The following is a 26243-nucleotide window of genomic DNA, read 5'->3' on the forward strand; positions in this document are numbered from 1 at the left end:
GGGCGGGCGGTCCTCACAGCCGATCGAGGACCGCCCGCCCGGCCTCGGACGAGGCACCGGCGGACGCGGGACGCGGGACGCGAAGTCCGCCCGGCTCACGGCGGGACGCAGTGACGTCCCCGTCCTGTTCCGGCGTCAACCGACGGGCATCGCCGTCGGCAACCCGAGTGACGTCCCGCCGGTTGACTTCCGCCACGGGGGGATCGTTTCACCGGATCTGCGGGAGAGTGGTCTCGACCAAATCCGAAGGGAGCGCATGTGAGACGGAACCACGGCACCACTCCCCGAACGACCCGGATCCTCGGATCACTGCTGCTTGTCGCGGCGGCCGGCGTCTTCACCTTCACCGCGAACACCGCCGCGCGGGCGGACGCCCCACCACCGCTGGACCGGGTGGTCCCGGCACCCGTATCGGTCGAGCCGGGCGGAACCCCCTACCGCATCACCCGGGCGACCGGCATCCGGGTGGACCGCTCCGCCGAGGTCCGCCGGATCGGCGCCTACCTCACCGGCATCCTGCGGCCCTCCACCGGCTACCCGCTGCCGCTCACCGACCACGGCGGCGGCGGAGGCATCCGGCTCCGCCTCCAGAAGGGCGACTTCGGCGCCGAGGGGTACCGGCTGCACAGCGGGGCCGGTGGCGTCACCATCACCGCCGCCGCCCCCGCCGGCCTCTTCCACGGCGTGCAGACGCTGCGCCAGCTGCTGCCCGCGGCCGTCGAGAAGAAGACCGTCCAGCCCGGCCCCTGGCGGATCGCCGGCGGTACCGTCGAGGACCGCCCGCGCTACGCCTACCGGGGCGCCATGCTGGACGTCTCCCGGCACTTCCTCACCGTCGCCCAGGTCAAGCGCTACATCGACCAGTTGGCCCTCTACAAGATCAATGAGCTGCACCTGCACCTCAGCGACGACCAGGGCTGGCGCATCGCCGTCGACTCCTGGCCGCGGCTGGCCGGCTACGGCGGCTCCACCGAGGTCGGCGGCGGCGCGGGCGGCCACTACAGCAAGGCCGACTACCGGGAGATCGTCCGGTACGCGGCCGCCCGCTATCTCGAGGTCGTCCCCGAGATCGACATGCCGGGCCACACCAACGCCGCCCTCGCCTCCTACGCCGAGCTGAACTGCGACGGCGTGGCGCCCCCGCTCTACACCGGCACCCAGGTCGGCTTCAGCTCGCTGTGCGTGCCCAAGCAGGTCACCTACGACTTCGTGGACGACGTGATCCGCGAGCTGGCCGCGCTCACCCCGGGGCGCTATCTGCACATCGGCGGCGACGAGGCGCACTCCACCAGCCACGCGGACTACGTGACGTTCATGGACCGCGTGCAGCCGGTCGTCGCCAAGTACGGCAAGACGGCCATCGGGTGGCACCAGCTCACCGGCGCCCATCCGGTCAAGGGCGCCCTCGCCCAGTACTGGGGCCTGGACCGCACCAGCGCGGCGGAGAAGGCGCAGGTCGCCGAGGCCGCACGGAACGGCACCGGGCTGATCCTGTCCCCGGCCGACCGGGTGTACCTCGACATGAAGTACACCAAGGACACCCCGCTCGGCCTGGACTGGGCGGGTCTGGTGGAGGTGCGGCGGTCCTACGACTGGGACCCGGGCGCCTATCTCGACGGGGTGCCCGCCTCGGCGATCCGGGGTGTCGAGGCGCCCCTGTGGACGGAGACGCTGAAGAAGTCCGCCGACCTCGAGTACATGGCGTTCCCACGGCTGCCGGGCGCGGCGGAGCTGGGCTGGTCACCGGCGGCCACCCACGACTGGGACGGCTACCGGGTGCGGCTGGCCGCACAGGCCCCGCGCTGGGACGCCCTCGGCATCCACTACTACCGCTCGCCGCAGGTCCCCTGGCCGGCGGGCTGACGGACTGACGGGCCGGCGGGCGGCCGACCGGCCGACCGGCCGAGGACGAGCCGGCGAAAGAGCGACGGGCACCCCGGAGGACCGTACTCCGGGGTGCCCGTGCGCCGGTGCGGGCTCAGAACCCGGCGAGGGGGTTCTCCAGGCGGCCGACGAGCTGGAGTGCGCCGGAGGGGTCGGCGAGGTCCACCATCTGCCGGTTGTCGCGCAGCTGGAGCCGGTTCAGGCAGGACAGCGCGAAGTCCGGGGCGAACAGGTCGTACTGCCGGAACCTGTCGGCCAGGTGGGGGTTCGCCTCCTGGTACGCGCGGGTGACCTCCGCGACCGTGCGCCAGAAACCCTCCTCCTTCAGCACGCCCTCGCCGGCCAGCCGGGCGGCGAGGAAGCGGAAGAAGCAGTCGAAGACGTCCGTGAAGATGGACAGCAGCTTCTTGTCGTCCGGGACCTCCACGCGGATCCGCTGGACCTCCGGTGGCAGCACGGCGTCCGGGTCCATCACCGCGATCTCCTCGGCGATGTCCTTGTAGACCGCCCGCCGCACCACTCCGTCCGCGAGCACCAGGATGACGTTCTCGCCGTGCGGCATGTACACCAGGTCGTAGGCGTAGAAGCTGTGCAGCAGGGGGGTGTAGTAGGCGTTCAGATACCGCCGCAGCCACTCCTCCGGGGCCAGGCCCGAGCGCTCGATCAGCGCGGCCGCGAAGGAGGCGCCCCCGTGGTCGACGTGCAGCAGGGAGGCCATGGTGGCGAGGGACTCGCCGTCCCGCAGCGAGGGCACCGGGCTCTCCCGCCACAGCGCGGCCAGCATCTTGCGGTAGGGCGAGTGGCGGTCGGTGGCCTGCTCGTACTCCAGATGCCGGTAGCCGACGGCCGCGCGCTCCCGGATGATCGACAGGCCGGCCGCCCTGAGCACCGGGTCGTTCTCGATCAGCTGGGCCAGCCAGTCGTTGATCGCCGGGGTCGCCTCCATGTACGCGGCCGAAAGACCGCGCATGAAGCCCATGTTGACGACCGAGAGGGCCGTCTTCACATAGTGCTTGTGCGGGGCGCCGGAGTTGAAGAAGGTCCGGATGGACTGCTGGGCCAGGTACTCGTCGTCACCCTCGCCCAGGCAGACCAGGTTGCGGCGGGCCACCTCGGCGGCGAAGGTCACGCTGAGCTTGTTCCACCACTGCCAGGGATGGACCGGGATCAGCAGATAGTCGTCCGCGTCCAGGCCCAGCCCGGTGAGCACGCCCCGGAACCGCTCCAGGGTGGCCCCGCCCAGCTCGCGCCGGAAGAACTCCTCGTACGCGACACCCGCACCGGCGGTGAAGGCGGCGCGCGAGCGGTGTGCGGCCAGCCAGACCAGTTTCACCGGGCTCGCCGTCTCCGGGGCGTACGCCAGGTACTCCTGGACGCCGAAGCCGAGCCGCCCGTTGTTGGCCACGAAGCAGGGGTGGCCCTCGGTCATCCCGGTCTCGATGTCCTGGAACGAGGCCGCGGCCAGTTCCCTGGCGCTCACCCGGGGCTTGGTCAGCTTGTAGCAGGTGCTCGACAGGGTGGAGGAGATCTCCTCCAGGTACACCGGCAGGATCTCCCCGCTCAGCCCCAGGCTTTCCTTCAGCTCGATGAAGAAGTCCAGTGCGGCGAGCGGCAGTTCGGCGCCCTCGCGGTGCCGGGTGATCGACTCGCCGTCGACCTCCCAGTGGTCCAGCGCCCGGCGGACGGCGTCGAACCGGTAGGCGGTGAGCCCGTCGTCGCCGCGCACGACGTACCGGTCGTCCTCCCGCTCGGGCGTGAGCAGGCGCTCGTGCGCGAACTCGGCGAGGGCCTTGCGGATCAGCAGACGGTTGGCCTGGTCCCAGCGCTCGGGGGAGAGGTGGGCCACGGAGTCGGCGAGGGTCACGCCGCCACCCCCGTCGCCGCCTCGAACCGCTCCCGCGTGCAGAAACTCAGCAGGGCGCGCTTCTCCGGCTTCGCTATCTCGCCCTCGGGCACGAACCCGACGGCCTCGTTCAGCGCGTGCACGGCGGTGTTGCGCACATCGGGCTCCACGACCACCCGCAGGGTGCGCGGGTCCGCGAACAGGTGCGCCAGCACGGCGGTGACGACCCGCCGGGTGAACCCGTGCACGGGCTTGTCGGTGGGCGCCACCAGGAAGTGCATCCCGACGTCCCCCGGCTGCGCCTCGTACAGGCCGGCCAGCTCGCGGTGCGCGGGGTCGTAACGCTCCATCAGGAACACCGGCACCCCGTCGTCCAGTCCGAGGAAGGCGTGGTGGTGCTCGTCGGCCGCGATCTCCATGTACGCCCGTTCCACGTCCTCCAGCCTGGCGTCCTGCATCATCCAGTACACGGCCTTGGGGTGGGTGACCCAGCCGTGCAGCACCTCGGCGTCCTTCAGGGGGTCGAGGGGGCGGATGGTGAAGGTCAGGTCCTGCGTGGTCATACTGCGAACTCCTGGAAGGCGATGGACTTCTCGACCGGGTAGTACTCGCTGCCGAGCAGCTCGCGGATGATGCAGGCGTTGCGGTACGCGCCCATGCCCAGGTCGGGGCTGGTGATGCTGTGTGCGTGGACGCCGGCGTTCTGCAGGAAGACCCCGCGGCCGGTGACGTCGATGGCGTAGTTGCGGCCGATGTCGAAGTTGCCCCGTGAGTCGTAGTGCAGCCGGTCCCGCAGGGGCGCCAGGAAGGCCGGCTCGGTGTAGTGGTAGCCGGTGGCGAGGACCAGGCCTTCGGTGGTCAGCTCGTAGTCCTTGCCCTGCTCCTGCTGGCGCAGGCCGAGGACGTACGTGCCGTTCTCGTGACGGGCCGAGCGCAGGGCCGAGTTGGTGAGCAGGCGGGTGGGGACCGGGCCGCCGAGGTTCTTCCGGTAGAGCAGGTCGAAGATCTCGTTGATCAGGTCGCCGTCGATGCCCTTGAACAGGCCCTTCTGCCGGCCGGCGAGCCGGTAGCGGGTGTCCTCCGGGAGCGCGTGGAAGTAGTCGATGTACTCCGGGGAGGTCATCTCCAGGGTGAGCTTGGTGTACTCGAGCGGGAAGAAGCGTGGCGACCGGGTGACCCAGTTCAGCCGGTAGCCGTGGACGTCGATCTCGCTGAGCAGGTCGTGGTAGATCTCCGCCGCCGACTGGCCGCTGCCGACCAGGGTGATCGACCTCTTGCGCTGGAGTTCCGCCTTGTGGTGCGCGTAGCGGGAGGTGTGGATGAAGTCGCCGTCCAGGTCCTTGCAGGCGTCGGGGAGGTGCGGCGCGGTGCCGGTGCCGAGGACCAGGTGGCGGGCGCGGTGGAGGGCACCGGTCCGGGTGCGGACGACGTACACCTCGTCCTCGTACGTCACCTCGGTGACCGTGGTGCCGAAGCGGACGCAGCTCAGCTTGTTCGCCGCCCAGCGGCAGTAGTCGTCGTACTCGACCCGCAGCGGGTAGAAGTTCTCGCGGATGTAGAACGAGTACAGCCTGCCCTTCTCCTTCAGGTAGTTGAGGAAGGAGTACGGCGAGGTCGGGTCGGCGAGGGTGACCAGGTCCGACATGAACGGGGTCTGCAGGTGGGCACCGTCCAGGAACATGCCCGCGTGCCACTCGAAGTCGGGCTTGGACTCCAGGAAGACGCCGTCCAGCCCGGCGATCGGCTCGGTGAGGCAGGCGAGGCCGAGGTTGAAGGGGCCGAGCCCGACCCCCACGAAGTCGTGGACGTGATCCGGGGCTTCAGGACGCGCGGTCAAGGGACTCTCCCAGGTACTGCTCGGCGTGGCCGGCCAGCAGATCGAGGACGGCGGCGATGTCGGCCGTCGTGGTCTCGGGATTGAGCAGGGTGAACTTCAGGTAGTGGCGGCCGCCGACCTTGGTGCCCGCGACCGCGGCGTCGCCGGAGGCGAACAGGGCCTTGCGGGCGTGGAGGTTGGCGCGGTCGATCCGGGCCGGGTCGGTGACGGCCGCCGGGACGTAGCGGAAGACGAGGGTGGACAGCGTGGGCTCGACGACGACGTCGTAGCGCGGGTCGGCGGCGAGCAGCTGCCAGCCCTGCCGCGCCAGGTCGCAGACCTCGTCGAAGAGCTGCCCGATGCCGTCGGCGCCCATCGTGCGCAGGGTCATCCACAGTTTGAGGGCGTCGAAGCGGCGGGTGGTCTGCAGGGACTTGTCCACCTGGTTGGGGATGCGCTCCCGCACCGTCCGGCGCGGGTTGAGGTACTCGGCGTGGTAGGTGGCGTGGCGCAGTGTGTCCGCGTCCCGGACCAGCACGGCGGAGGAACTGACGGGCTGGAAGAAGGACTTGTGGTAGTCGACGGTGACCGAGTCGGCGTGCTCGATGCCGGCGATGCGGTCCCGGTACTTCAGGGAGGCGAGCAGTCCGCAGCCGTAGGCCGCGTCCACGTGCATCCACGCGCCGTACTGCTCGCACAGCTCCGCGATCTCCGGCAGCGGGTCGATGGAACCGAAGTCGGTGGTGCCGGCGGTGGCGACGACGGCCATCGGCACCAGGCCGTCGCGTCTGCACCGCTCCAGCTCGTGGGCGAGGGCGACCGTCTGCATGCGCTTGTCGTGGTCGACGGGCACCGACACCACACGGTCCTGGCCGAGGCCGAGCAGTTCGGCGGACTTCTGCACGCTGAAGTGGCTGACCTCGGAGGCGAAGACACGCAGTTCGGAGAGGTCGTCGGTCTTGGCCTCCTCGCGCGCCAGCAGCAGCGCCTGGAGGTTGGACTGGGTGCCGCCGGAGGTGAACACGCCGTCGGCCGCCGGGCCGAGGCCGATGCGGGCGGTGGTCCAGTCGACGAGCCTGCGCTCGATGAGGGTGCCGCCGGCCGACTGGTCCCAGGTGTCGAGGGAGGAGTTGACCGCGGAGAGCACGGCCTCGGCGAGCACGGCCGGGATGACGACGGGGCAGTTGAGGTGGGCCAGGTAGCGGGGGTGGTGGAAGTAGACGGCGTCCCGGAGGTAGACGTCCTCCAGCTCGTCCAGGACGGCCGTGGTGTCGCCGAGCGGCCGGTCGAGGTCGATCGCGTCGATGCGCGGGCTGAGGGCGTCCACGGTCACGCCGGTGAACGGACGGTCGGTGGTGGCGAGTTTGGCCGCCACCCGCTCTACTCCATCGGTCACGGAGCGGCGGTACCGCTCCGCGGTGAGGCCATTGAGCAGGTGCGAGCGCATGTGGGGGTCCTCCGAAGGACAGTCCGTGCGGGGAACTCTGGGTCGGGGAAGCGGGGCGCGGGAGGGCGGGTGAAGTGAGGCCCGGGAGGAAGGTCAGGGCCTTCGATTTAGGTTAGCCTAACCTAAGTTGAAGGTCCGGAAACATGCCCCTTCCGTGACCGCCGTCACAGGGTGGTCCGTTACTCGGTGGCGCGCAGCTGTTCCTCCGTCATGCCCTGCCGCCAGTACCCGACGAACGCCACCCGGCGCCGGTCGATCCCTCGCTCCCCGACGAAGTGCCGGCGCAGCGCCCTCACCCGGCCGGACTCGCCCGCGATCCACACGTACGGCCGCTCGGCCGCGGGGAGTTCGGCGGCCCGCACGGCGTCGACGGCCATGGGGGACCCGTCGTGCCGCACGAGCCAGGTGATCTCCGCGTCCGCCTCGGTCGCCACGTCCTGGATGTCGCCCGGGTGCGGCACCTCCAGCCAGGCGCGGGCGCGGGTGCCGGCCGGCAGGGACTCGAGGATCGCGGTCGCGGCGGATACGGCGGTCTCGTCGCCCCAGAGGAGGACGGCATCGGTGTCCGCGGGCGGACGGAAGCGGATCGCGCGGTTGTCGGCGACGGCCGGGCCCAGCAGCAGGACGCGGTCGCCGGCGGTGGCGCGGGAGGCCCAGCGGGAGGCGGGTCCGGCGGGGGCGGGGGAGCTGCCGGGACCGACCCCGTGCAGCGCGAAGTCGACGTCGATCTCGTCGGGGTCCCGGCGCAGCGCCCGCAGGGTGTACGAGCGCATCACGGCCCGTACGCCGGCGGGGAGTTCGCGCCAGCCCTGCCACCAGCCGTCGCCCAGCTCCAGCGGGACGACGGGCTCGCTCTGGCCCGGGTGCGGCAGGAACAGCGACAGGGACTGGTCCCGGCCGTGGGAGTGGAAGGCGTGCAGATCGGCACCGGCGAAGGTGACCCGGACCAGCGACGGGCCGAGCCGCCTCGTCCGTGCGACCTGGAGGGAGAAGAAACGGAACGGGGCGGCTACGGCCGTCGTCATGTGTGGCTCCCGAGAGCGGGGTTCAGGGTCTGCCAGGGCTTGTCCGGGGTCAGGAGACCTTCTCGGCCTTCTCCAGGGCCTCGGCCAGCGTCGTGAGCAGCGGCACGCACTTGTCGTACGAGAGGATCGGCTCGGGGGAGCGGGAGATGACCTGGCCGGCCCTGACCGCGGGGAGCTTCTTCCAGGTCGGCTTCGAGATGTCGGCCGCCTGGAGGGTCGAGGTGCGGTCGTCCATCATGATGACGTCGGCCCGGTACTTGTCGACGTTCTCCCAGCTCAGCGACTCGTACCAGCCGCCGCCCCTGGCCTTGGCGCGCTCCGGGGGCTCGACGAAGTTCACGCCGAGGGCCTTGAAGTACTCCAGGTCCACGGAGAGGTTGGTGCCGGAGACGTAGAAGAGGGGGTCGCTCGCGGAACCGGCCATCACCCTGATCTCGGGCTTGGCCCTGGCGGCGGCGCGCAGCCGGGCGGAGGCGTCCTCGAACCGCTTCCTGGCGTCCGTGGCCTTCGCGGCCCTCATGTCGCCGCCGAGCGCCTCGGCCAGTTCCCACATCCGCTGCAGCGACGTGGGCAGTTGCCGGTCGTAGACGGAGATCCCGACGCTGGGCGCCAGCTGCGCGATCTTCTTCTTCGACTCCTCGGGGACGTACCAGAGGGTGCCGGCGCCGTCGAACATCGTGGAGACCAGCACGTCCGGCGCGAGGGAGGCGTACTTCTCGATGTTGAACTGGCCCCAGGTGTTGCCGATGACGGTCACCTTGGTGACGTCCATGTCGCCGGCCTGGACATCGGCCTTGCCGTCCTTGGTCGTCGTCGGGCCGAAGACGCCCTTGACCTGGACACCGTAGTCGTACAGCGCGGCGGCGACACCGGTGAAGGCGACGATGTTCGCCGGGACCCCGTCCAGCTTCACGGTCGTGCCGCGGTCGTCCCTGAAGGACCAGGGGCCGGACCCGGTGGCCTTCGTGTCCTTGCCGGAGCCCGCGCCTTCGCCCTTGCCGCCCCCGCAGGCGGTGAGTGCGGCACCGAGTCCGAGGACGCCGCCCGCGGCGAGCAGGCCGCGGCGGGAAAGAGGGATGACACGTGCATCGGGCATGGATACGACTGCTTTCGACCGGGGCGAGGGGCCCACCGGACAGGTTCATTGGGAAGGTTAGCCTAACCTCACCTGATGTCCAGTGTCCGGAGGCGAACCCCGCCCCGGCGAAAGCGTGTCGGCCGGGAGGGGGCTAGCTCACCAGGCCCAGTTCCCGGGCGATCAGCATGCGCTGGACCTCGCTCGTGCCCTCCCCGATCTCCAGGATCTTGGAGTCGCGCCACATGCGGGCCACCGGATACTCGTTCATGAAGCCGTATCCGCCGTGGATCTGGGTGGCCTCGCGGGCGTTGTCGACGGCGACCGTGGAGGAGTACAGCTTGGCGAGGGCCGCCTCCTTCTTGAACGGCTCGCCCGCCACCAGGCGGGAGGCCGCGTCCCGCCAGGCCAGCCGGGCCGTGTGGGCCTTCATCTCCATGTCGGCGATCTTGAACTGGATCGCCTGGTTGGCGCCGATCGGGCGGCCGAACGCCTGCCGTTCCCTGGCGTACTTCACCGACTCGTCCACACACCCCTGGGCCAGGCCCGTCGCGAGCGCGGCGATGGCGATGCGCCCCTCGTCCAGGATGCGCAGGAACTGGGCGTAACCGCGGCCCTCCTCGCCCAGGAGGTTGGCGGCGGGGACCCGCACGTCGGCGAAGGACAGCTCCCGGGTGTCGGAGGCGTTCCAGCCGACCTTCGAGTACGGGGCCGCCACCGTGAAGCCGGGGGTGCCCGAGGGGACGATGATCGCCGAGATCCGCGGGCTGCCGTCCGGCTTGCGGCCGGTGACCGCCGTGACCGTCACCAGGCCGGTGATGTCCGTACCGGAGTTGGTGATGAAGCACTTCGTGCCGTTGATCACCCATTCGTCCGTGTCCGGGTCCAGCCGGGCCGTCGTACGGGTGGCGCCGGCGTCACTGCCGCCGTCCGGCTCCGTCAGGCCGAACGCGCCCAGCATCTCGCCCGTGCACAGGCGGGGCAGCCACTCGCGCTTCTGCTCCTCGGTGCCGAACAGATGGATCGGCATGGCGCCCAGGGAGACCCCGGCCTCCAGGGTGATCGCCACCGACGAGTCCACCCGGGCCAGTTCCTCCAGGGCGATGCCGAGGGCCAGGTAGTCGCCGCCCATGCCGCCGTACTCCTCCGGGAACGGCAGCCCGAACAGACCCATGCGGCCCATCTCGCGGACGATCTCGTAGGGGAACTCGTGCCGCTCGTAGAAGTCGCCGATCTTCGGTGCCACGACATCGTGCGCGAACTCCTCCACCGTGCGGCGGAGTTCTTCCAGCTCGGGGCTGAGACGGTGGTCCATGCTGATCACTGATCCTTGTGGGTGAGGGCGCGGACGGTACGGGAGGGGCTGGGGCGGCCCAGCCGCTCGGCCATCCACACGCTCGTGGCGGTCAGACGGTCGAGGTCGACCCCGGTCTCGATGCCGAGGCCGTGCAGCATCCAGACGAGGTCCTCGGTGGCGAGGTTGCCGGTGGCGGACTTGGCGTAGGGACAGCCGCCGAGGCCGCCCGCGGAGGCGTCCACGGTCGTCACGCCGTGCTCCAGGGCCGCGTAGGTGTTGGCGAGCGCCTGGCCGTAGGTGTCGTGGAAGTGCACGCCGAGCACGTTCGTCGGCATGCCCTCCTCGTTCAGGAGGTTGAGCAGTTCGTGCACATGGCCCGGGGTGGCGACGCCGATCGTGTCGCCGAGGCTCAGCTCGTCGCAGCCCATGTCCCGCAGCGCCCGGCAGACGCGGACCACCTGGTGGAGCGGGACCGCGCCCTCCCACGGGTCGCCGAAGCACATCGACACGTACCCGCGCACATGCACGCCCTCGTCCTTGGCGCGCCGCACCACCGGCTCGAACACCGCCAGCGAGTCGTCCAGCGTGCGGTTGAGGTTGGCCTTCGCGAAGGATTCGGTCGCGCTGGCGAACACGGCGACGCGCTCCGCGCCCAGCGCCAGCGCCCGCTCCAGCCCGCGCTCGTTGGGCACCAGCACCGGGAGAGCGGCGTCCAGGTCCCGCACCATCGGGTACAGCCGCTCGGCGTCGGCCAGTTGGGGCACCCACTCGGGGCGCACGAAACTGGTCGCCTCGATGGTCCTCAGGCCCGCGTCGGCCAGCCGGTGGACGAACTCGGCCTTCACCTCGGTCGGTACGACCGTCTTCTCGTTCTGCAGTCCGTCGCGCGCACCCACCTCGTGGATCCGCACCCGTACGGGCAGGTCCTCGTCGGGTACCACCATGGGCAGTCCCTCGGCGCTCACCGGGCCGCCTCCTCGGCCGTGATGACGGCCAGCACCTGGTCCATGGCGACCGTCGTGCCCGGCGTCACGTCCAGCTCGGCGACCGTCCCGGCGTGCGGGGCGGAGATGACGTGCTCCATCTTCATCGCCTCCACCACCAGCAGGCTCTGCCCGGCGGTCACCTCGTCGCCCACGGCCACCTTCACCACGGTCACCGTGCCGGGCATGGGCGCGGTCAGCGAGTCGGCACCCGCATGGGCCGCGCGGCTCAGCGAGGCGGCCACCGGGTCGTGGTCGCGCACCTGCCAGGCGTCACCGTCCCGGCCCAGCCAGGTGCCGTCCGGCAGCGCCGCGAAGGTGTGCGTGACGCCGTCGAGCCGGAAGGTGAACCGGTGCCCGGCCCCGCGCCCCGCGGCCACGATGCCGGAGCCGCGCAGGGGCTCGTCCGCGCCGGGCAGCAGCAGTTCGGTGCCGCCGTCCGGGGTGCTGCGCACGCGCAGCGTCACCGGCTCCTGGCCGGGCACCCGCAGATGGTGCGGCGTCCAGGCCCGCTCACCGCCCAGCCGCCAGCCGTCGGCGGCGGCGAACGGGTTCTGCCAGCCGGCGCCGCCGGTGGGCGCGAGCGCGGTGTGCCGCAGCAGGGCCGCCGCCGCGTAGACCTCCGCCGGCACCTCCCCGGGCACCAGGCCGGCCACCTCCCGCTCCACCAGCCCGGTGTCCAGGTCGCCCGCCACGACCGCCGGGTGGGCCAGCAGCCGGCGCAGGAAGCCCGCGTTGGTCTGCACGCCCAGCGTGACCGTCCGCCCGAGGGCCGCCCGCAGCTTCCGCAGCGCGCTCTCGCGGTCCGGGCCGTGGGCGATCACCTTGGCCAGCATCGGGTCGTACAGGCTGCCCACCTCGGTGCCCTCGCTGAGCCCGGAGTCGGTGCGCACTCCGTCGCCCGCGGGCTCGTCGAGCAGCAGGACGGTGCCGCCGGACGGCAGGAACCCGCGCGCGGGGTCCTCGGCGCAGATCCGGGCCTCGACCGCGTGTCCGCTCAGCGTCACGTCCTCCTGCGCGAAGCCCAGCCGCTCCCCGGCCGCCACCCGCAGCTGCCACTCCACCAGGTCGATCCCGGTGACGAGTTCGGTGACCGGGTGCTCCACCTGCAGCCGGGTGTTCATCTCCATGAAGTAGTACGACGACGGGTCCCCGCCCGGCACGATGAACTCCACCGTGCCCGCCCCCCGGTACCCGCACGAGCGGGCCGCCTGGACGGCCGCCTCGCCCATCGCGGCCCGGATGCCCTCGTCGAGGAGCACGCTCGGCGCCTCCTCGATGATCTTCTGGTGGCGCCGCTGCAGCGAGCACTCGCGCTCACCGAGGTGGACCACGGCGCCGTGGCCGTCGGCCAGCACCTGGATCTCGATGTGCCGGGGCCGGTCCACCCACCGCTCCACGAGCAGGGTGTCGTCGCCGAAGGAGGCGCGGGCCTCCCGGCGGGCGGCGGCGATCTCCTCCTCCAGCGCGCTCACGTCGCGCACCAGCCGCATGCCCTTGCCGCCGCCGCCGGCCGAGGGCTTGAGCAGTACCGGGGTGCCGATCTCGCGGGCGGCGTCGGCCAGTTGGGCGTCGGAGAGCCCGCTGCCGCTGGAGCCGGGCACGACCGGCACGCCGGCCGCGCGCACGGTCTCCTTGGCCCGGATCTTGTCGCCCATCAGCGCGATCGCGTCCGCCGGCGGGCCGATGAAGACCAGCCCCGCCTCCTCGCAGGCACGCGCGAACCGCGCGTTCTCGGCGAGGAAGCCGTACCCCGGGTGGACGGCCTGCGCGCCGCTGCGGGCGGCCGCCTCGATCAGCCGCTCCACCGACAGATAGCTCTCGGCGGCCGGCGCCGGACCGATCCGTACCGCCGTGTCGGCCTCCCGCACATGCCGCGCGTCGGCGTCGGCGTCGGAGAAGACCGCCACCGAGCGCACGCCCAGCGAGCGCAGCGTGCGAATCACGCGTACGGCGATCTCGCCCCGGTTGGCCACCAGCACTGTGTCGAACACGGTTCCCCTCCTCACATCCGGAAGACGCCGAACTGGGGATCTCCCAGCGGCGCGTTGGCGCAGGCGGTCAGGGCGAGGCCCAGCACCTGACGGGTTTCCAGCGGGTCGATCACGCCGTCGTCCCAGAGGCGGGCGGTGGCGTAGTAGGCGTTGCCCTGGCGCTCGTACTGCTCGCGGACGGGCGCCTTGAAGGCGTCCTCCTCCTCCGCGGGCCACTGCTCCCCGCGCGATTCGAGCTGGTCGCGCTTGACGGTGGCGAGCACACTGGCCGCCTGCTCGCCGCCCATGACGGAGATCTTGGCGTTGGGCCACATCCACAGGAAGCGCGGGGAGTAGGCCCGGCCGCACATGGAGTAGTTCCCGGCGCCGTACGAGCCGCCGACGACGACCGTCAGCTTCGGCACCCGGGTACAGGCCACCGCCGTCACCATCTTGGCGCCGTGCTTGGCGATGCCGCCCGCCTCGTAGTCCCTGCCGACCATGAAGCCGGAGATGTTCTGCAGGAACACCAGCGGGATGCCGCGCTGGTCGCACAGCTCGATGAAGTGGGCGCCCTTCTGGGCGGACTCGGAGAACAGGATGCCGTTGTTGCCGATGATCCCGACCGGGTGACCGTGGATCCGGGCGAACCCGGTGACCAGGGTCTGCCCGAACTCGGACTTGAACTCGGCGAACCGGGAGCCGTCCACCACGCGCGCGATGATCTCGCGCACGTCGTAAGGCGTACGGGAGTCCACGGGGACGGCGCCGTAGATCCCGTAGGGGTCCACCTTGGGCTCGACCGACGGCTGGACCTCCCAGGGCGGGGACTGCCGGGCCGGCAACGTGGCGACGATGTTCCGGACGATCCGCAGGGCGTGCCCGTCGTCCTCGGCGAGGTGGTCGGTGACCCCGGAGATCCGGGAGTGCACCTCGCCGCCGCCCAGCTCCTCGGCGGTGACGACCTCACCCGTGGCGGCCTTCACCAGCGGGGGCCCGCCGAGGAAGATCGTGCCCTGGCCCCGCACGATCACGGCCTCGTCGCTCATCGCCGGCACGTACGCGCCGCCGGCCGTGCACGAGCCGAGCACGGCGGCGATCTGCGGGATACCGGCGCCGGACATCCGGGCCTGGTTGTAGAAGATCCGCCCGAAGTGCTCGCGGTCCGGGAACACCTCGTCCTGCATCGGCAGGAAGGCCCCGCCGGAGTCCACGAGGTAGACACAGGGCAGCCGGTTCTCCAGGGCCACCTCCTGCGCGCGCAGGTGCTTCTTCACCGTCATCGGGTAGTACGTGCCGCCCTTGACGGTGGCGTCGTTCGCGACGACCACGCACTCGCGCCCGCTGACCCGCCCGATCCCGGCGACCACCCCGGCCGCCGGGGCCTGCCCGTCGTACAGCCCGTCCGCCGCGAGCGGGGCCAGCTCCAGGAACGGCGAGCCCGGGTCGAGCAGCGTGTCCACCCGGTCCCGCGGCAGCAGCTTGCCGCGCGCGGTGTGCCGGGCGCGCGCCCGCTCCCCGCCGCCGAGCGCCGCCGCGGCCAGCTTGCCGCGCAGCTCCCCGACGAGTGCGAGATGGGCTTCCTCATTGGCCCGCCAGGCCTCCGACGCGGGATCTGCCGCGCTGTGAAGCTCCGGTGCCTCGTGCATCCTGCGGTCCCCTCACACGGTGATCGAACCTGTTAATGAGCGTTAACCATTTCCTTCAGGTTAACGACCGCTAACCTCGCTGTCTAGAATTGGCCACATGGTCACCAGAACCGACGCGCCCACCCGCCGTGAGCAGATCCTCAAGGAAGCCGCCCGGCTCTTCGCCGAACGCGGTTTCCACGGTGTCGGTGTGGACGAGATAGGCGCCGCTGTCGGCATCAGCGGACCCGGCCTCTACCGGCACTTCCCGGGCAAGGACGCGATGCTCGCCGAGCTGCTCGTCGGCATCAGCGAGCAGCTGCTGACCGGGGCGAAACGGCGACTGGCGGAGACCGACGGGAACGGCGGCGCCCCGGCGGTCCTGGACTCGCTGATCGAGGGCCACATCGACTTCGCCCTCGACGACCGCCCCCTGATCACGCTGCACGACCGCGAGCTGGACCGGCTGCGCGACAGCGACCGCAAGCTGGTGCGCCAGCTCCAGCGGCAGTACGTCGAACTGTGGGTGGAGGTGGTGCGCGAGGTGTACCCGCAGCTGACGGAGCCCTCGGCCCGCTCGGCGGTCCACTCGGTCTTCGGCCTGCTGAACTCCACGCCTCACCTGGGCCGCGCGGGCACGCTCCCCGGCCGGGGAGCCACGGCGGCGATGCTGCACCGGATGGCGCGGGGCGCGTTCGCGGCGGCGGGCGCGGAGTAGGGGCACCGGCCCCTCTCCCGTCCCACCCCCTCTCCTTCGCCCGGCCCGGCGGCAGGGTGGGCTAGCTCACCCTGGACGCGGCGCCTTACTCGCCGGTATCTTCGAGTCTGAGCAAGCGCTTAGACAGACGTGGAGGTGGGCGGCGTGCGCCGTACGGTGTTCAACGAGGATCACGAGGCGTTCCGGGAGACCCTTCGCGCCTTCATCGAGGCCGAGGTCGTGCCCGTCTACGACGAGTGGTTCGCCGCCGGTCAGGCCCCGCGCGACTTCTACTACAAGCTCGGCGAGCTGGGCGTCTTCGGCATCAGCGTGCCCGAGGAGTTCGGCGGCGCGGGCATCGACAGCCACAAGTTCGAGGCCGTCCTCTACGAGGAGACCGCCCGCGCGGGCGTCCAGTTCGGCGGCTCCGGCGTGCACGTGCTGCTCGCCCTGCCGTACCTGAAGATGCTGGCCACCGACGAGCAGAAGAAGCGCTATCTGCCGAAGTTCGTCACCGGCGAGGAGATGTGGGCCATCGCGATGACGGAGCCGGGCACCGGCTCCGACCTCGCGGGCATGAAGTCCACCGCGAAGCTCTCCGAGGACGGCACGCACTACGTCCTCAACGGCGCCAAGACCTTCATCACCGGCGGCGTCCACGCCGACCGCGTGATCGTGTGCGCCCGCACCGCCGCGCCCACCGCCGAGGACCGCCGGCACGGCATCTCCCTCTTCGCCGTCGACACCAAGTCCGAGGGCTACTCCGTCGGCCGCAAGCTCGACAAGCTCGGCCTGAAGACCTCCGACACCGCCGAGCTGGCCTTCGTCGACGTCAAGGTGCCGGTCGAGGACCTGCTGGGCGAGGAGAACAAGGGCTTCTACTACCTCGGCCACAACCTGGCCTCCGAGCGCTGGGGCATCGCCTTCGGCGCCTACGCGCAGGCCAAGGCGGCCGTCCGGTTCGCCAAGCAGTACGTGCAGGAGCGCACGGTCTTCGGCAAGCCCGTCGCCCACTTCCAGAACACCAAGTTCGAGCTGGCCGCCTGCCAGGCCGAGGTGGACGCGGCCGAGGCCGTCGCCGACCGCGCCACGGAGGCGCTGGACGCCGGTGAGCTGACCCCCGCCGAGGCCGCCTCCGCCAAGCTCTTCTGCACCGAGGTCGCCCACCGCGTGATCGACCGCTGCCTGCAGCTGCACGGCGGCTACGGCTACATGAACGAGTACCCGATCGCCCGCCTGTACGCGGACAACCGCGTCAACCGCATCTACGGCGGCACCAGCGAGATCATGAAGACGATCATCGCCAAGGACATGGGTCTGTAAGGTCTCGGCGATCACTGGCCGGTACAACTCACGTCATGAGCCAGGCACTCCAGGACCTCCTCGATCTGCTCGACCTCGAGCAGATCGAGGAGGACATCTTCCGCGGCCGGTCCCGCTCCGCCGTCGTCCCCCGGGTCTTCGGCGGGCAGGTGGCGGCGCAGGCGATGGTCGCCGCCGGGCGGACGGTCCCCGCGGACCGGCCGGCCCACTCCCTGCACGCGTACTTCCTGCGCCCCGGCGACCCGGGTGCGCCGATCGTCTACACCGTGGACCGCATCCGCGACGGCCGGTCCTTCACCACCCGCCGCGTGGTCGCCGTCCAGCACGGCAAGCCGATCTTCCATCTGTCGGCGTCCTTCCAGACGTACGAGGAAGGGCTCGACCACCAGGCGCCGATGCCGGCCGCCCCGGACCCGGCCACCCTGCCGACCTCCCAGGAGCGGCTGCGCGCCTACGGCCACCTCGCGCCCGACGTCGTCGAGCGGTTCCTGGAGGCCCGCGAGGCCATCGACCTGCGGTACGTGGACGAGCCGCCGTACGGGCAGTTCGGCGAGCCGCGGGAACCGCACTCCCAGGTGTGGTTCCGCACCAACGGCAAACTCGAAGGCGCCGTGGACGAACCCCTGCTGCACGTCGTCCTCGCCACCTACGTGTCCGACATGACCCTGCTCGACTCGGTGCTGCTCGCCCACGGGCGCGGCGGCTGGGCCGTGGGTGACGTCGTGGGCGCCTCCCTGGACCACGCGATGTGGTTCCACCGCCCCTTCCGCGCCGACGAATGGCTCCTGTACGACCAGGAGTCCCCGTCCGCACACGGCGGCCGCGGCCTTGGCCAGGCCCGCATCCACACCCAGGACGGCCGCCTCGCCATCTCGGTCATCCAGGAGGGCGTGGTCCGGGTTCCGCGCGGAACCTGACGTGGGTGCCGCTCGAGATGACGCGTGGCGCAAGCGGGATTAGGCTCTTTGAGTGAAAGCCGCAGTGAGCGGCATGTTCGGCCGACGAGGCTCCGGAACTCCGGGGTCTCAGCCGCAGTATCCGCCGGCCTGATCCGGTACCGGGTGGGCTGCAGGCGTCGGTGTCGAAAGCGTCCGCTCGACTCAACTCGCTGCGGTGGTCCCTGAAGACCGTGCCGCACGTCACGTTCCGCGGCGGCGACGGCCATCCACCTCGCGCCTGCTCCGCAGGGAGCCGCGAGAGACGATGGAGATGGAAGGTATTCCCATGCGATCACAGCGCACGAGGCGTCTTGTCGCGATGTCCGCCAGTGGCCTGCTGCTGGCCGGCGGAGCCGCGATCGGAATGGCCGGCACCGCGGCGGCCTCGGACTACGGCAACAACCACAGTTCCTACAGCAGTGGCTACGGGGACTCGGGTCGCGACCACGGTGGCAACTGGTGGGGCGGCGACGATGACGACGACTACGGCTGGGGCGGCGGCGACTACGGCGGCGACCACGGTGGCGACTATGGCGACCACGGTGGCGGCGGCGACCATGGTGGCGGCGACCACGGCGGTGGCGGTGACCATGGCGGTGGCGGCGACCACGGCGGTGGCGGCGACCATGGTGGCGGCGGTCACGGCGGTGGCGGCGGTCACGGTGGCGGTGGTGGTCACGGTGGCGGTGGTGGTCACTGACCCCATCGGGAACTGAACCCACGATGTGCGGCCTCCTCAGGCCGCACATCACTCTTGTCGCGTCAGGCCGGTCACCGCGTCAGGCCGGTCGCCGTGTCGGGCGGGTCACCCCGTCAGGCCGGTCACCGCGTCAGGCCCGTCGCCCCGTCGGACCGGGCCCCGGCCTCGGCCGGCCGCGTCCACGGAGTCGCCCGGCCGCCCTTGTCGGACCGGGGCCGCTCCGGTCGGCTGCGTCAGCTCAGGCCCGCCTCCGCCAGCAGATACGCCGTCAGCGGGTCGTAGTGGCGCGGGCTGACCACGTGGTCGTCGAGCGGCACGACTACCTGGACGGTGCCCTCGGACTCGGCGAGGAACAGCGCCGGGTCGTTGCAGTCGGCGTACCCGACGGAGTCGACGCCGTGCTGTCCCGCGTACCCGGCCCAGCCGTGGTCGGCGACGACCAGGTCCGGCAGCGGGCGCCCCTCGCGCTCCAGGCCCGTCAGAACGGCCCGCATCGGCTCCCCGGAGTGCGTGTGCCACAGCGTCGCCCCGTGCTCCAGCACGGCCACGTCCGCGAACTGCATGACATACCCCTCGTCCGTCTGCAGCCCCTCCGGGATGACGACGATCTCGCATCCGGCGGCGCGCAGCGCGTCGGCCGTGGCCCGGTGCACGTCCAGCAGGCCGCCCGGGTGACCGGTCGCGAACAGCACCCGCTGGCGCCCCTCGGCCGCCTTGCGCAGCCGCGCCGCCATGCGGTCCAGCGCGTCCACGGTCAGCTCGGGGTCGATCGTGTCCTGCCCGTACCGGTGACCGGGGTCGTCGTTGACGCCGACCCGCTCGGCCATCACCGCGAGCACGTCCTGCTCGTCCGTCCAGCGGTCGCCCAGCTCCAGGCCGAACCAGAAGTTGCGGACACCGTTGGCGAGCTGGCGGTAGTGGGAGAGGTTGTTCTCACGGGGGGTGGCGACGTCCCCCGCGATACGGGTCCTCACCAGGTGGTCGACGAGCTGGGCGCGGCTGGGTGTCCCGGATATCGGCATGCCTCCCATTGTGGGGCAGCGCCCTCCTGGGCGTCCTCGCCATATCGCCCCCTGGGACGCCCGTGACCCGGGTCACCGGGGTGTGCCGTCAGTTGTTCGGGGACGTCGGTCACCGGGGTCACGGGGGGTGTGCCGTCAGTTGTGCCGGGAGGTCGGTCACCGGGGTCACGGGGGGTGTGCCGTCAGTTGTGCCGGGAGGTCGGTCACCCGGGTCACCGGCGCGTGCCCTCAGTTCTGGCGCAGCGCGAACCACAGCTCCATGCGCACGTCCGCGTCGTCCAGGTCGGTGTCCAACAGGGCGGCGCAGCGGGCGATCCGCTGCCGCACGGTGTTGCGGTGCACGTCCAGCGCCACCGCGGTGCGGTCCCAACTGCCGTGCAGCGACAGCCAGGTGCGCAGGGTCTCGGCGAGCGCGGCCTGTCCCGCGAGGGGTGCGAGCAGCGCGCGGGCGTGCGTCTCGGCGTCCGCTCGCGGCACCAGGTCCACCAGCGCCGGCCGGGCCGCGTGCCGTACCAGCGGGGTGCGGGTGGCGCGGGCGCGGGCGAGGGCACGGGCGGCCTGGGTGTCGGCGGCGGACCAGTCGTGCGGCGCCACGGCGGCACTGACCCCGAGCGTCCAGCCCGGCTGCGGCTCCGGCTCCCGCCCGTCCGGCACCAGCACCCGTACGACGTCACGGTCGAGGTCCACCAGCGGCGAGCCCAGGGCGGCACCGAGGGCGGACGCGGCGACGGCGTCATGGGGATCGCTTCCGGGCGAGCGAGGCCGGCCGGCCTGCGGACCCCGGGCGTCCGGCCGCGCGTGCACCACGAGCCACCGGCCGGCGCCGAGCAGCGGCGCCACCTGTTCGGGCGGGGCGCCCAGCAGCAGCCGTACGAGGGCGGAGGAGCGGGCGGCGCCGGAGCCGCTCTGGTGCTCACCGGTCAGCAGGGACAGCAGTACGGCGGCGACGGAGGCGATGGTGTGGTCGCCGGGCTCGCGGCGCGCGGTGGCCACCCCGAGCACGAAGCCCTCGCCGGCGCCGAGCGCGTAGACGGCGAGATGGCTGGCACCGAGGGTGTCGGTGGCGGAGGCGGGCAGCGGCCGGGCGGTGAGAGGGGACGCGGGGGGAGGGGGCGAGGAGGGGGGTGACTTCGCGTGAGCGGCCGCCGCGCGGGGCGACGACGGGGGACGGGGTCCGGCGGGGGGTGGCAGCGGGGCAGTGGACGCGGTGGGGGGCGACGCCGGGGTACGGGACCCGGTGGCGGGTGACGCCGGGTGGGCGGTCGCCGGCCCGGCCACCCCCGCCGGCTGCGGCCTGACGACTTCCGCCAGCCGCGCCAGCGCCGCCCGCACCTCCTCGGGTGTCTCCCGGCCGGCCGAGGCGACGTCCGTACCGTCGGGCCCGTACAGGACCGCGCGCCCGCCCAGGCGCTGGGCCAGCTGGCGCAGCACCGAGGGGACCGGATCGGGGCGGGAGGCGGCCGCCGCGAGGCTCTGCTGGGCCTCCGTGACGCGCCGCAGCTCGGCCAGGCGGGCCTGGGCCATCAGCTGCCACACCGCGCGCGCCACCCCGGAGAACGTGGTCTGCGGCGGGACCTCCAGCAGGGGCAGCCCGTGCGCGTCGCAGGCGGCGAGCAGGGCGCGCGGCACCGTGTCGTGCACCGGCGCCAGCCCGAAGCCGAGGGCGGCGCCGCCGGCCGCGACGATCCGCGAGACGTAGCCGTCGAAGTAGTCCTCTCCCGCGGCCCCCTCGTCCCTTCCCGCGGCTCCCTCGTCCCCTCCCGCGGCCCCCTCGTCCCCTCCCGGTTCCTGCCCTGGTCGCTGCCCGGGCTCCCGCCCCGGCTTCCGGCCTCGCTCCCGCCCCGGACCGCCCCCCGCTCCCGCCGGGACGTGCACCCCGGCCGTCAGGAGCAGCTCGCCGCCCAGCAGGTACGGGTAGGGGTCGGCCATCTCCGAGGTGTGCGCCCAGTGGATCACCGTGTCCCGGTCCGTGGGGCCCGCGATCTGGCGCAGCCCCAGGTCCTCCCGGGCCAGCAGGGCCGAGAGCGGAATCGGTGGGGTCGGTGGGACTGCTGGGGCGATCGTCTCCGGCATGCTGTGCGTTCCCTCCACCCCGCCCTGTTCATATGGATGAAACGTACTCTTCGCAGTCGCTTTCCGGCCACCTAGTCTCAACACTGAACGGCAGCCGCGGGTACGGGCGGATGTCCCCGCGATCCGCTGCCGTCGAGCCTCTTCGGAGGGCCCCCCACGTCTTCGCACGACACGCCACCGACCCTGAAACGAAGGAGGGCCGCCCCATGGCCGTCGACTACACAGTGATCGTCGTCTATCTCGCCGGCATGCTGGCCATGGGCTGGTGGGGCATGCGGCGGGCCAGGTCCAAGAGCGAGTTCCTGGTCGCCGGCCGCCGCCTCGGCCCGGCCATGTACTCCGGGACCATGGCGGCGATCGTCCTCGGCGGCGCCTCCACGATCGGCGGCGTGGGCCTCGGCTACCGGTACGGCCTCTCCGGCGCCTGGATGGTCTTCACCATCGGCCTCGGCCTGCTGGCCCTCTCGGTCTTCTTCTCGGCCCGCATCGCCCGGCTGAAGGTCTACACCGTCTCCGAGATGCTCGACCTGCGCTACGGCGGCCGGGCCGGCCTGATCTCCGGCGTGGTGATGTGGGCCTACACGCTCATGCTCGCGGTGACGTCCACCATCGCCTACGCCACGATCTTCGACGTCCTCTTCGACATGAACCGCACGGTGGCGATCGTCCTCGGCGGCGCGATCGTCGTCGCGTACTCCACCCTCGGCGGCATGTGGTCCATCACGCTGACGGACATGGTCCAGTTCGTGGTGAAGACCATCGGCGTGCTGCTGCTCCTGCTGCCCATCGCGGTCGTCAAGGCCGGCGGTTTCTCCGCGATGAAGGCCAAGCTGCCGACCGAGTACTTCGACCCGCTGGGCATCGGCGGCGAGACGATCTTCACGTACGTCCTGATCTACACGTTCGGCATGCTGATCGGCCAGGACATCTGGCAGCGGGTGTTCACCGCCCGCAGCGACCGGACCGCCCGGTGGGGCGGCACGGTCGCCGGGACGTACTGTCTGGCCTACGCCCTGGCCGGCGCCGTCATCGGCACGGCCGCCAAGGTGCTCTACCCCAAGCTGGGCAACCCCGACGACGCCTTCGCCACCATCGTCAAGGACGAACTCCCCGTCGGGGTGCGCGGACTGGTGCTGGCCGCCGCCCTGGCCGCCGTGATGTCCACCTCCTCCGGCGCCCTGATCGCCTGCGCCACCGTCGCCAACAACGACATCTGGTCCCGGTTGCGGGGTGCCGTCCGGCGCGACGGCGGCGAGGAGCACGACGAGGTCGCGGGCAACCGGGTGTTCATCCTGGTCATGGGCGTGGCGGTGATCGGCACCGCGATCGCGCTCAACAACGTGGTCGAGGCGCTGACCCTGGCCTACGACCTCCTCGTCGGCGGCCTGCTCGTGCCCATCCTCGGCGGTCTGCTGTGGAAGCGGGGCACCGCGCAGGGTGCCCTGGCCTCCGTGATCGTCGGCGGCCTCGCCGTGATCGGCCTGATGGCCGGCTACGGCATCCTCGCGAACGAGCCCGTCTACTACGGTCTGCTGGCCTCCCTCGTGGCCTACGTCGCCGTCTCCCTGGCGACGAAGCCCACCGACGAGAGCGTCCTCGCCGCCTGGCGCGAGCGCCTCGCCGGACGTTCTCCCGAACTCGCGTCCGAACCGGTCCCGGCTCCCCAGTAGAGTCATAGGGAAAGCAGTACATGCGCGACGAAGCGCAGGAAAGAAGGCATTTCACCATGAGCAGCAACGAGACGCCCCGCGGCCCCGTCGACTCCTCCCGCGTCCCGCGGTACGCCGGACCCGCGACCTTCGCCCGGCTGCCCCGCCTGGACGAGGTCGGCACCGCCGACGTCGCCGTCGTGGGCGTGCCGTTCGACTCCGGCGTCTCGTACCGGCCGGGCGCCCGCTTCGGCGGCAACGCCATCCGCGAGGCGTCGCGGCTGCTGCGCCCCTACAACCCGGCGCAGGACGCGTCCCCCTTCGCGCTCGCCCAGGTCGCGGACGGCGGCGACATCGCCGTCAACCCGTTCAACATCAACGACGCCGTGGACACCATCGAGGCCGCCGCCGACGACCTGCTCGGCACCGGGGCCCGCCTGATGACCCTGGGCGGCGACCACACCATCGCCCTGCCGCTGCTGCGCTCGGTCGCCAAGAAGCACGGCCCGGTCGCCCTGCTCCACTTCGACGCGCACCTCGACACCTGGGACACCTACTTCGGCGCCGAGTACACCCACGGCACCCCGTTCCGCCGCGCGGTGGAGGAGGGCATCCTCGACACCGAGGCGCTCTCCCACGTCGGCACCCGCGGCCCGCTGTACGGCAAGCAGGACCTCACCGACGACGAGAAGATGGGCTTCGGCATCGTCACCTCGGCCGACGTCTACCGCCGCGGCGCCGACGAGGTCGCCGACCAGCTGCGCCAGCGCATCGGCGACCGCCCGCTGTACATCTCCGTCGACATCGACTGCCTCGACCCGGCCCACGCGCCCGGCACCGGCACCCCGGAGGCCGGCGGCATGACCTCCCGCGAGCTGCTGGAGATCCTGCGCGGGCTGGCTTCGTGCAACCTGGTCTCGGCGGACGTCGTCGAGGTCGCTCCCGCGTACGACCACGCGGAGATCACCTCGGTCGCGGCCTCCCACACGGCCTACGAACTGACCACCATCATGAGCCGCCAGATCGCCGCGGCCCGCAACGCCTGACGCTTCCTTCCGGCGACGCCCGACGTTTCCTAGGGGACCGAGAGCAGTGACCCACGACCACGACCTGGTACTCAGCCCGACGCCCGCGCAGACGGAGGCCGCGCTGAACCCGCCCCCCGGCCGCAACGGCGGAGACCTGGTCGTGGAGACCCTGGCCGGGCTGGGCGCGACGACCGTCTTCGGCCTGCCCGGCCAGCACGCCCTCGGCATGTTCGACGCCCTGCGCCGCTCCGCCCTGCGGTACGTCGGCCTGCGGGTGGAGAACAACGCGGGCTTCGCGGCGGACGCGTACGGCAGGATCACCGGCGAGGCGGCTCCCCTGCTGCTGTCGACCGGACCGGGCGCGCTGACGTCGCTCGCCGCTCTCCAGGAGGCGGCGGCCGCCTCCGCCCCGGTCCTGGCGATCAGCAGCCAGATCCCGACGGCGGGCCTGGGCGGCGGCCGGCACGGCTACCTCCACGAACTCCCCGACCAGGCGGCCTCGTTCCGCGGTGTCGTCAAGTCGGTCCACACCGTCCGCACCCAGTCCCAGATCCCGTCGGCGATCGCGGCGGCCTGGCAGTCGGCGCTGACCGCTCCGCACGGCCCGGTGGGGGTGGAGATCCCGCAGGACGTACTCCTCGCGGAGACGGCCCTGCCGGTGGTGACGGCGATGGACGCGACCCCGGCCGACCTCGCCCCGCGCCCCGAACTGACGGCGGTGGCGGCCGACCTGCTCTCCCGCGCCTCCCGCCCGGCGATCATCGCGGGCGGCGGGGTCGTACGGGCGGACGCCTCGGGCAAGCTCGAGGCGCTGGCCGAGCAGCTGAACGCCCCCGTCGTCACGACCTTCGGCGGCAAGGGCGCCTTCCCGTGGGAGCACCCCCTCTCCCTGCAGTCCTGGCTGGAGGACCGGCACACCACCGACTTCCTGGAGGACGCGGACGTCCTGCTGGTCGTCGGCTCGGGCCTCGGTGAACTCTCCTCCAACTACCACACGTTCAAGCCCCGGGGCCGGGTGATCCAGATCGAGGCGGACCTCGGCAAGCTGGAGTCCAACCACCCCGCCCTCGGCATCCACGCGGACGCCCGCCTGGCACTCCAGGCCCTGCTGGAGACGGTGCGGGAGCGGCCGGACGCGTCGGCGCGGGACCGGGTGCGGGACCTTCTCGCCAAGGTGGCGGACCGCATCTCCGCCCAGCAACTCACCCTGGAGCAGGACGTGCTGGCGTCGGTCCGCCGTGCGCTCCCGGCCGACTCGCCGTCCTTCTGGGACATGACGATCCTCGCCTACTGGGCCTGGTCGGCGTTCGACCCCCGGGGCACGAACACCATGCACTCGGCCCAGGGCGCCGGCGGGCTCGGTTACGGCTTCCCGGCCGCCCTGGGCGCGGCGGCGGCCGACCCGACCCGCCCGGTGCTGGCGGTGTCGGGTGACGGCGGCGCCCTCTACTCCATCGCCGAACTGGCCACGGCCCGCCAGTACGACCTCCCGGTCACCTGGCTCATCGTCGACGACGGCGGTTACGGCATCCTCCGCGAGTACATGACGGACGCCTTCGGCCAGGCGACGGCCACGGAACTGACCCGCCCGGACTACGTGGCCCTGGCGGAGTCCTTCGGCGTACCGGGCGTCCGCACGACACCGCAGACCCTGGAGCAGGACCTGGCGAAGGCACTGGCGGCACCGGGCCCGTCGGTGGTCGTACTCCCGGCGGTGCTGCGGATGTTCGCACCGACGCACCTGGGCGAGTGACACACGGGCTCCTCCGGCACGTGCCCGTCAGCGGCGGACATGCCATGCCCGCCGCGCACACCGCGACGGGTCGGGCATGCTCGCGCGCC

Annotated in this window: 20 protein-coding genes; 8 read left to right on the forward strand and 12 right to left on the reverse strand. The window is 72.0% G+C overall.

Annotated features, from left to right (window positions below):
• Window positions 1-258: 258 nt before the first annotated feature.
• Window positions 259-1863 carry a beta-N-acetylhexosaminidase gene (locus ABVB68_RS26515; protein ID WP_353603647.1) on the forward strand — a complete coding sequence of 535 codons (1605 nt, stop codon included), beginning with the start codon at window positions 259-261 and terminating at the stop codon, window positions 1861-1863.
• A 115-nt stretch (window positions 1864-1978) separates the two neighbouring features.
• Here ABVB68_RS26515 and ABVB68_RS26520 read toward each other — a convergent pair whose 3' ends face one another.
• The 10 genes from ABVB68_RS26520 to ABVB68_RS26565 form a co-directional block, all read right to left on the reverse strand.
• Complete coding sequence (locus tag ABVB68_RS26520) at window positions 1979-3748, reverse strand: IucA/IucC family protein (RefSeq protein WP_353603648.1); 1770 nt, start codon at window positions 3746-3748, stop codon at window positions 1979-1981.
• The gene (locus tag ABVB68_RS26525; protein ID WP_353603649.1) at window positions 3745-4290 is read right to left on the reverse strand and encodes a GNAT family N-acetyltransferase; all 546 of its coding nucleotides are present in this window, start codon (window positions 4288-4290) and stop codon (window positions 3745-3747) included. The genes ABVB68_RS26520 and ABVB68_RS26525 overlap by 4 nt, the downstream gene beginning before the upstream one ends.
• Window positions 4287-5564: a lysine N(6)-hydroxylase/L-ornithine N(5)-oxygenase family protein gene (locus tag ABVB68_RS26530; RefSeq protein WP_353603650.1), complete on the reverse strand. Its 1278-nt coding sequence runs from the start codon at window positions 5562-5564 to the stop codon at window positions 4287-4289. Before ABVB68_RS26530 ends, ABVB68_RS26525 begins: the two co-directional genes overlap by 4 nt.
• Window positions 5548-6990: a lysine decarboxylase DesA gene (gene desA / locus ABVB68_RS26535; RefSeq protein ID WP_353603651.1), complete on the reverse strand. Its 1443-nt coding sequence runs from the start codon at window positions 6988-6990 to the stop codon at window positions 5548-5550. Before desA ends, ABVB68_RS26530 begins: the two co-directional genes overlap by 17 nt.
• Before the next feature lie 179 nt (window positions 6991-7169).
• Window positions 7170-8015: a siderophore-interacting protein gene (locus ABVB68_RS26540; protein ID WP_353603652.1), complete on the reverse strand. Its 846-nt coding sequence runs from the start codon at window positions 8013-8015 to the stop codon at window positions 7170-7172.
• Between the two features lie 49 nt (window positions 8016-8064).
• The gene (locus ABVB68_RS26545; RefSeq protein WP_353603653.1) at window positions 8065-9111 is read right to left on the reverse strand and encodes an ABC transporter substrate-binding protein; all 1047 of its coding nucleotides are present in this window, start codon (window positions 9109-9111) and stop codon (window positions 8065-8067) included.
• A 133-nt stretch (window positions 9112-9244) separates the two neighbouring features.
• Window positions 9245-10405, reverse strand: coding sequence for an acyl-CoA dehydrogenase family protein (locus ABVB68_RS26550; RefSeq protein ID WP_353603654.1), 1161 nt, complete (start codon window positions 10403-10405; stop codon window positions 9245-9247).
• Window positions 10406-10410: 5 nt separating this feature from the next.
• Window positions 10411-11352: a hydroxymethylglutaryl-CoA lyase gene (locus tag ABVB68_RS26555; RefSeq protein WP_353603655.1), complete on the reverse strand. Its 942-nt coding sequence runs from the start codon at window positions 11350-11352 to the stop codon at window positions 10411-10413.
• Complete coding sequence (locus ABVB68_RS26560; RefSeq protein WP_353603656.1) at window positions 11349-13364, reverse strand: acetyl/propionyl/methylcrotonyl-CoA carboxylase subunit alpha; 2016 nt, start codon at window positions 13362-13364, stop codon at window positions 11349-11351. The genes ABVB68_RS26555 and ABVB68_RS26560 overlap by 4 nt, the downstream gene beginning before the upstream one ends.
• 11 nt (window positions 13365-13375) lie before the next feature.
• Complete coding sequence (locus tag ABVB68_RS26565; RefSeq protein ID WP_353603657.1) at window positions 13376-14992, reverse strand: carboxyl transferase domain-containing protein; 1617 nt, start codon at window positions 14990-14992, stop codon at window positions 13376-13378.
• Window positions 14993-15089: 97 nt separating this feature from the next.
• On the opposite strand from ABVB68_RS26565, the gene ABVB68_RS26570 reads away from it, so the two are divergent.
• The 4 genes from ABVB68_RS26570 (at window position 15090) to ABVB68_RS26585 (ending at window position 18629) form a co-directional block, all read left to right on the forward strand.
• Entirely contained in the window at window positions 15090-15689 is a 600-nt protein-coding gene (locus tag ABVB68_RS26570) for an SACE_7040 family transcriptional regulator (RefSeq protein ID WP_353603658.1), read from the forward strand.
• Window positions 15690-15833: 144 nt separating this feature from the next.
• A complete protein-coding gene (locus ABVB68_RS26575) occupies window positions 15834-16991 on the forward strand; it encodes an acyl-CoA dehydrogenase family protein (RefSeq protein WP_353603659.1) in 1158 nt (385 codons plus the stop codon).
• A gap of 35 nt (window positions 16992-17026) precedes the next feature.
• Window positions 17027-17908 (forward strand): acyl-CoA thioesterase, encoded by an 882-nt coding sequence (locus ABVB68_RS26580; protein WP_353603660.1) that lies wholly within the window; start codon window positions 17027-17029, stop codon window positions 17906-17908.
• 340 nt (window positions 17909-18248) lie between these two features.
• Entirely contained in the window at window positions 18249-18629 is a 381-nt protein-coding gene (locus ABVB68_RS26585) for a hypothetical protein (RefSeq protein ID WP_353603661.1), read from the forward strand.
• Between the two features lie 233 nt (window positions 18630-18862).
• On the opposite strand, the gene ABVB68_RS26590 is transcribed toward ABVB68_RS26585, so the two are convergent.
• Window positions 18863-19651, reverse strand: a complete 789-nt coding sequence (locus ABVB68_RS26590) for a phosphatase (protein ID WP_353603662.1) — start codon at window positions 19649-19651, stop codon at window positions 18863-18865.
• Between the two features lie 228 nt (window positions 19652-19879).
• Window positions 19880-21724, reverse strand: coding sequence for a PucR family transcriptional regulator (locus tag ABVB68_RS26595; protein ID WP_353603663.1), 1845 nt, complete (start codon window positions 21722-21724; stop codon window positions 19880-19882).
• 206 nt (window positions 21725-21930) lie between these two features.
• On the opposite strand from ABVB68_RS26595, the gene ABVB68_RS26600 reads away from it, so the two are divergent.
• Genes ABVB68_RS26600 through ABVB68_RS26610 form a run of 3 tightly spaced genes read left to right on the forward strand, consistent with a single transcriptional unit; the run spans window position 21931 to window position 26154 of the window.
• Window positions 21931-23394: a sodium:solute symporter family protein gene (locus tag ABVB68_RS26600; protein WP_353603664.1), complete on the forward strand. Its 1464-nt coding sequence runs from the start codon at window positions 21931-21933 to the stop codon at window positions 23392-23394.
• A gap of 56 nt (window positions 23395-23450) precedes the next feature.
• Window positions 23451-24419, forward strand: a complete 969-nt coding sequence (speB, locus tag ABVB68_RS26605) for an agmatinase (RefSeq protein ID WP_353603665.1) — start codon at window positions 23451-23453, stop codon at window positions 24417-24419.
• A 46-nt stretch (window positions 24420-24465) separates the two neighbouring features.
• Window positions 24466-26154 (forward strand): thiamine pyrophosphate-binding protein, encoded by a 1689-nt coding sequence (locus ABVB68_RS26610; RefSeq protein WP_353603666.1) that lies wholly within the window; start codon window positions 24466-24468, stop codon window positions 26152-26154.
• Window positions 26155-26243: the final 89 nt, after the last annotated feature.

The organism is Streptomyces sp. NPDC096012 (genome assembly GCF_040426375.1).
Lineage (GTDB): Bacteria > Actinomycetota > Actinomycetes > Streptomycetales > Streptomycetaceae > Streptomyces.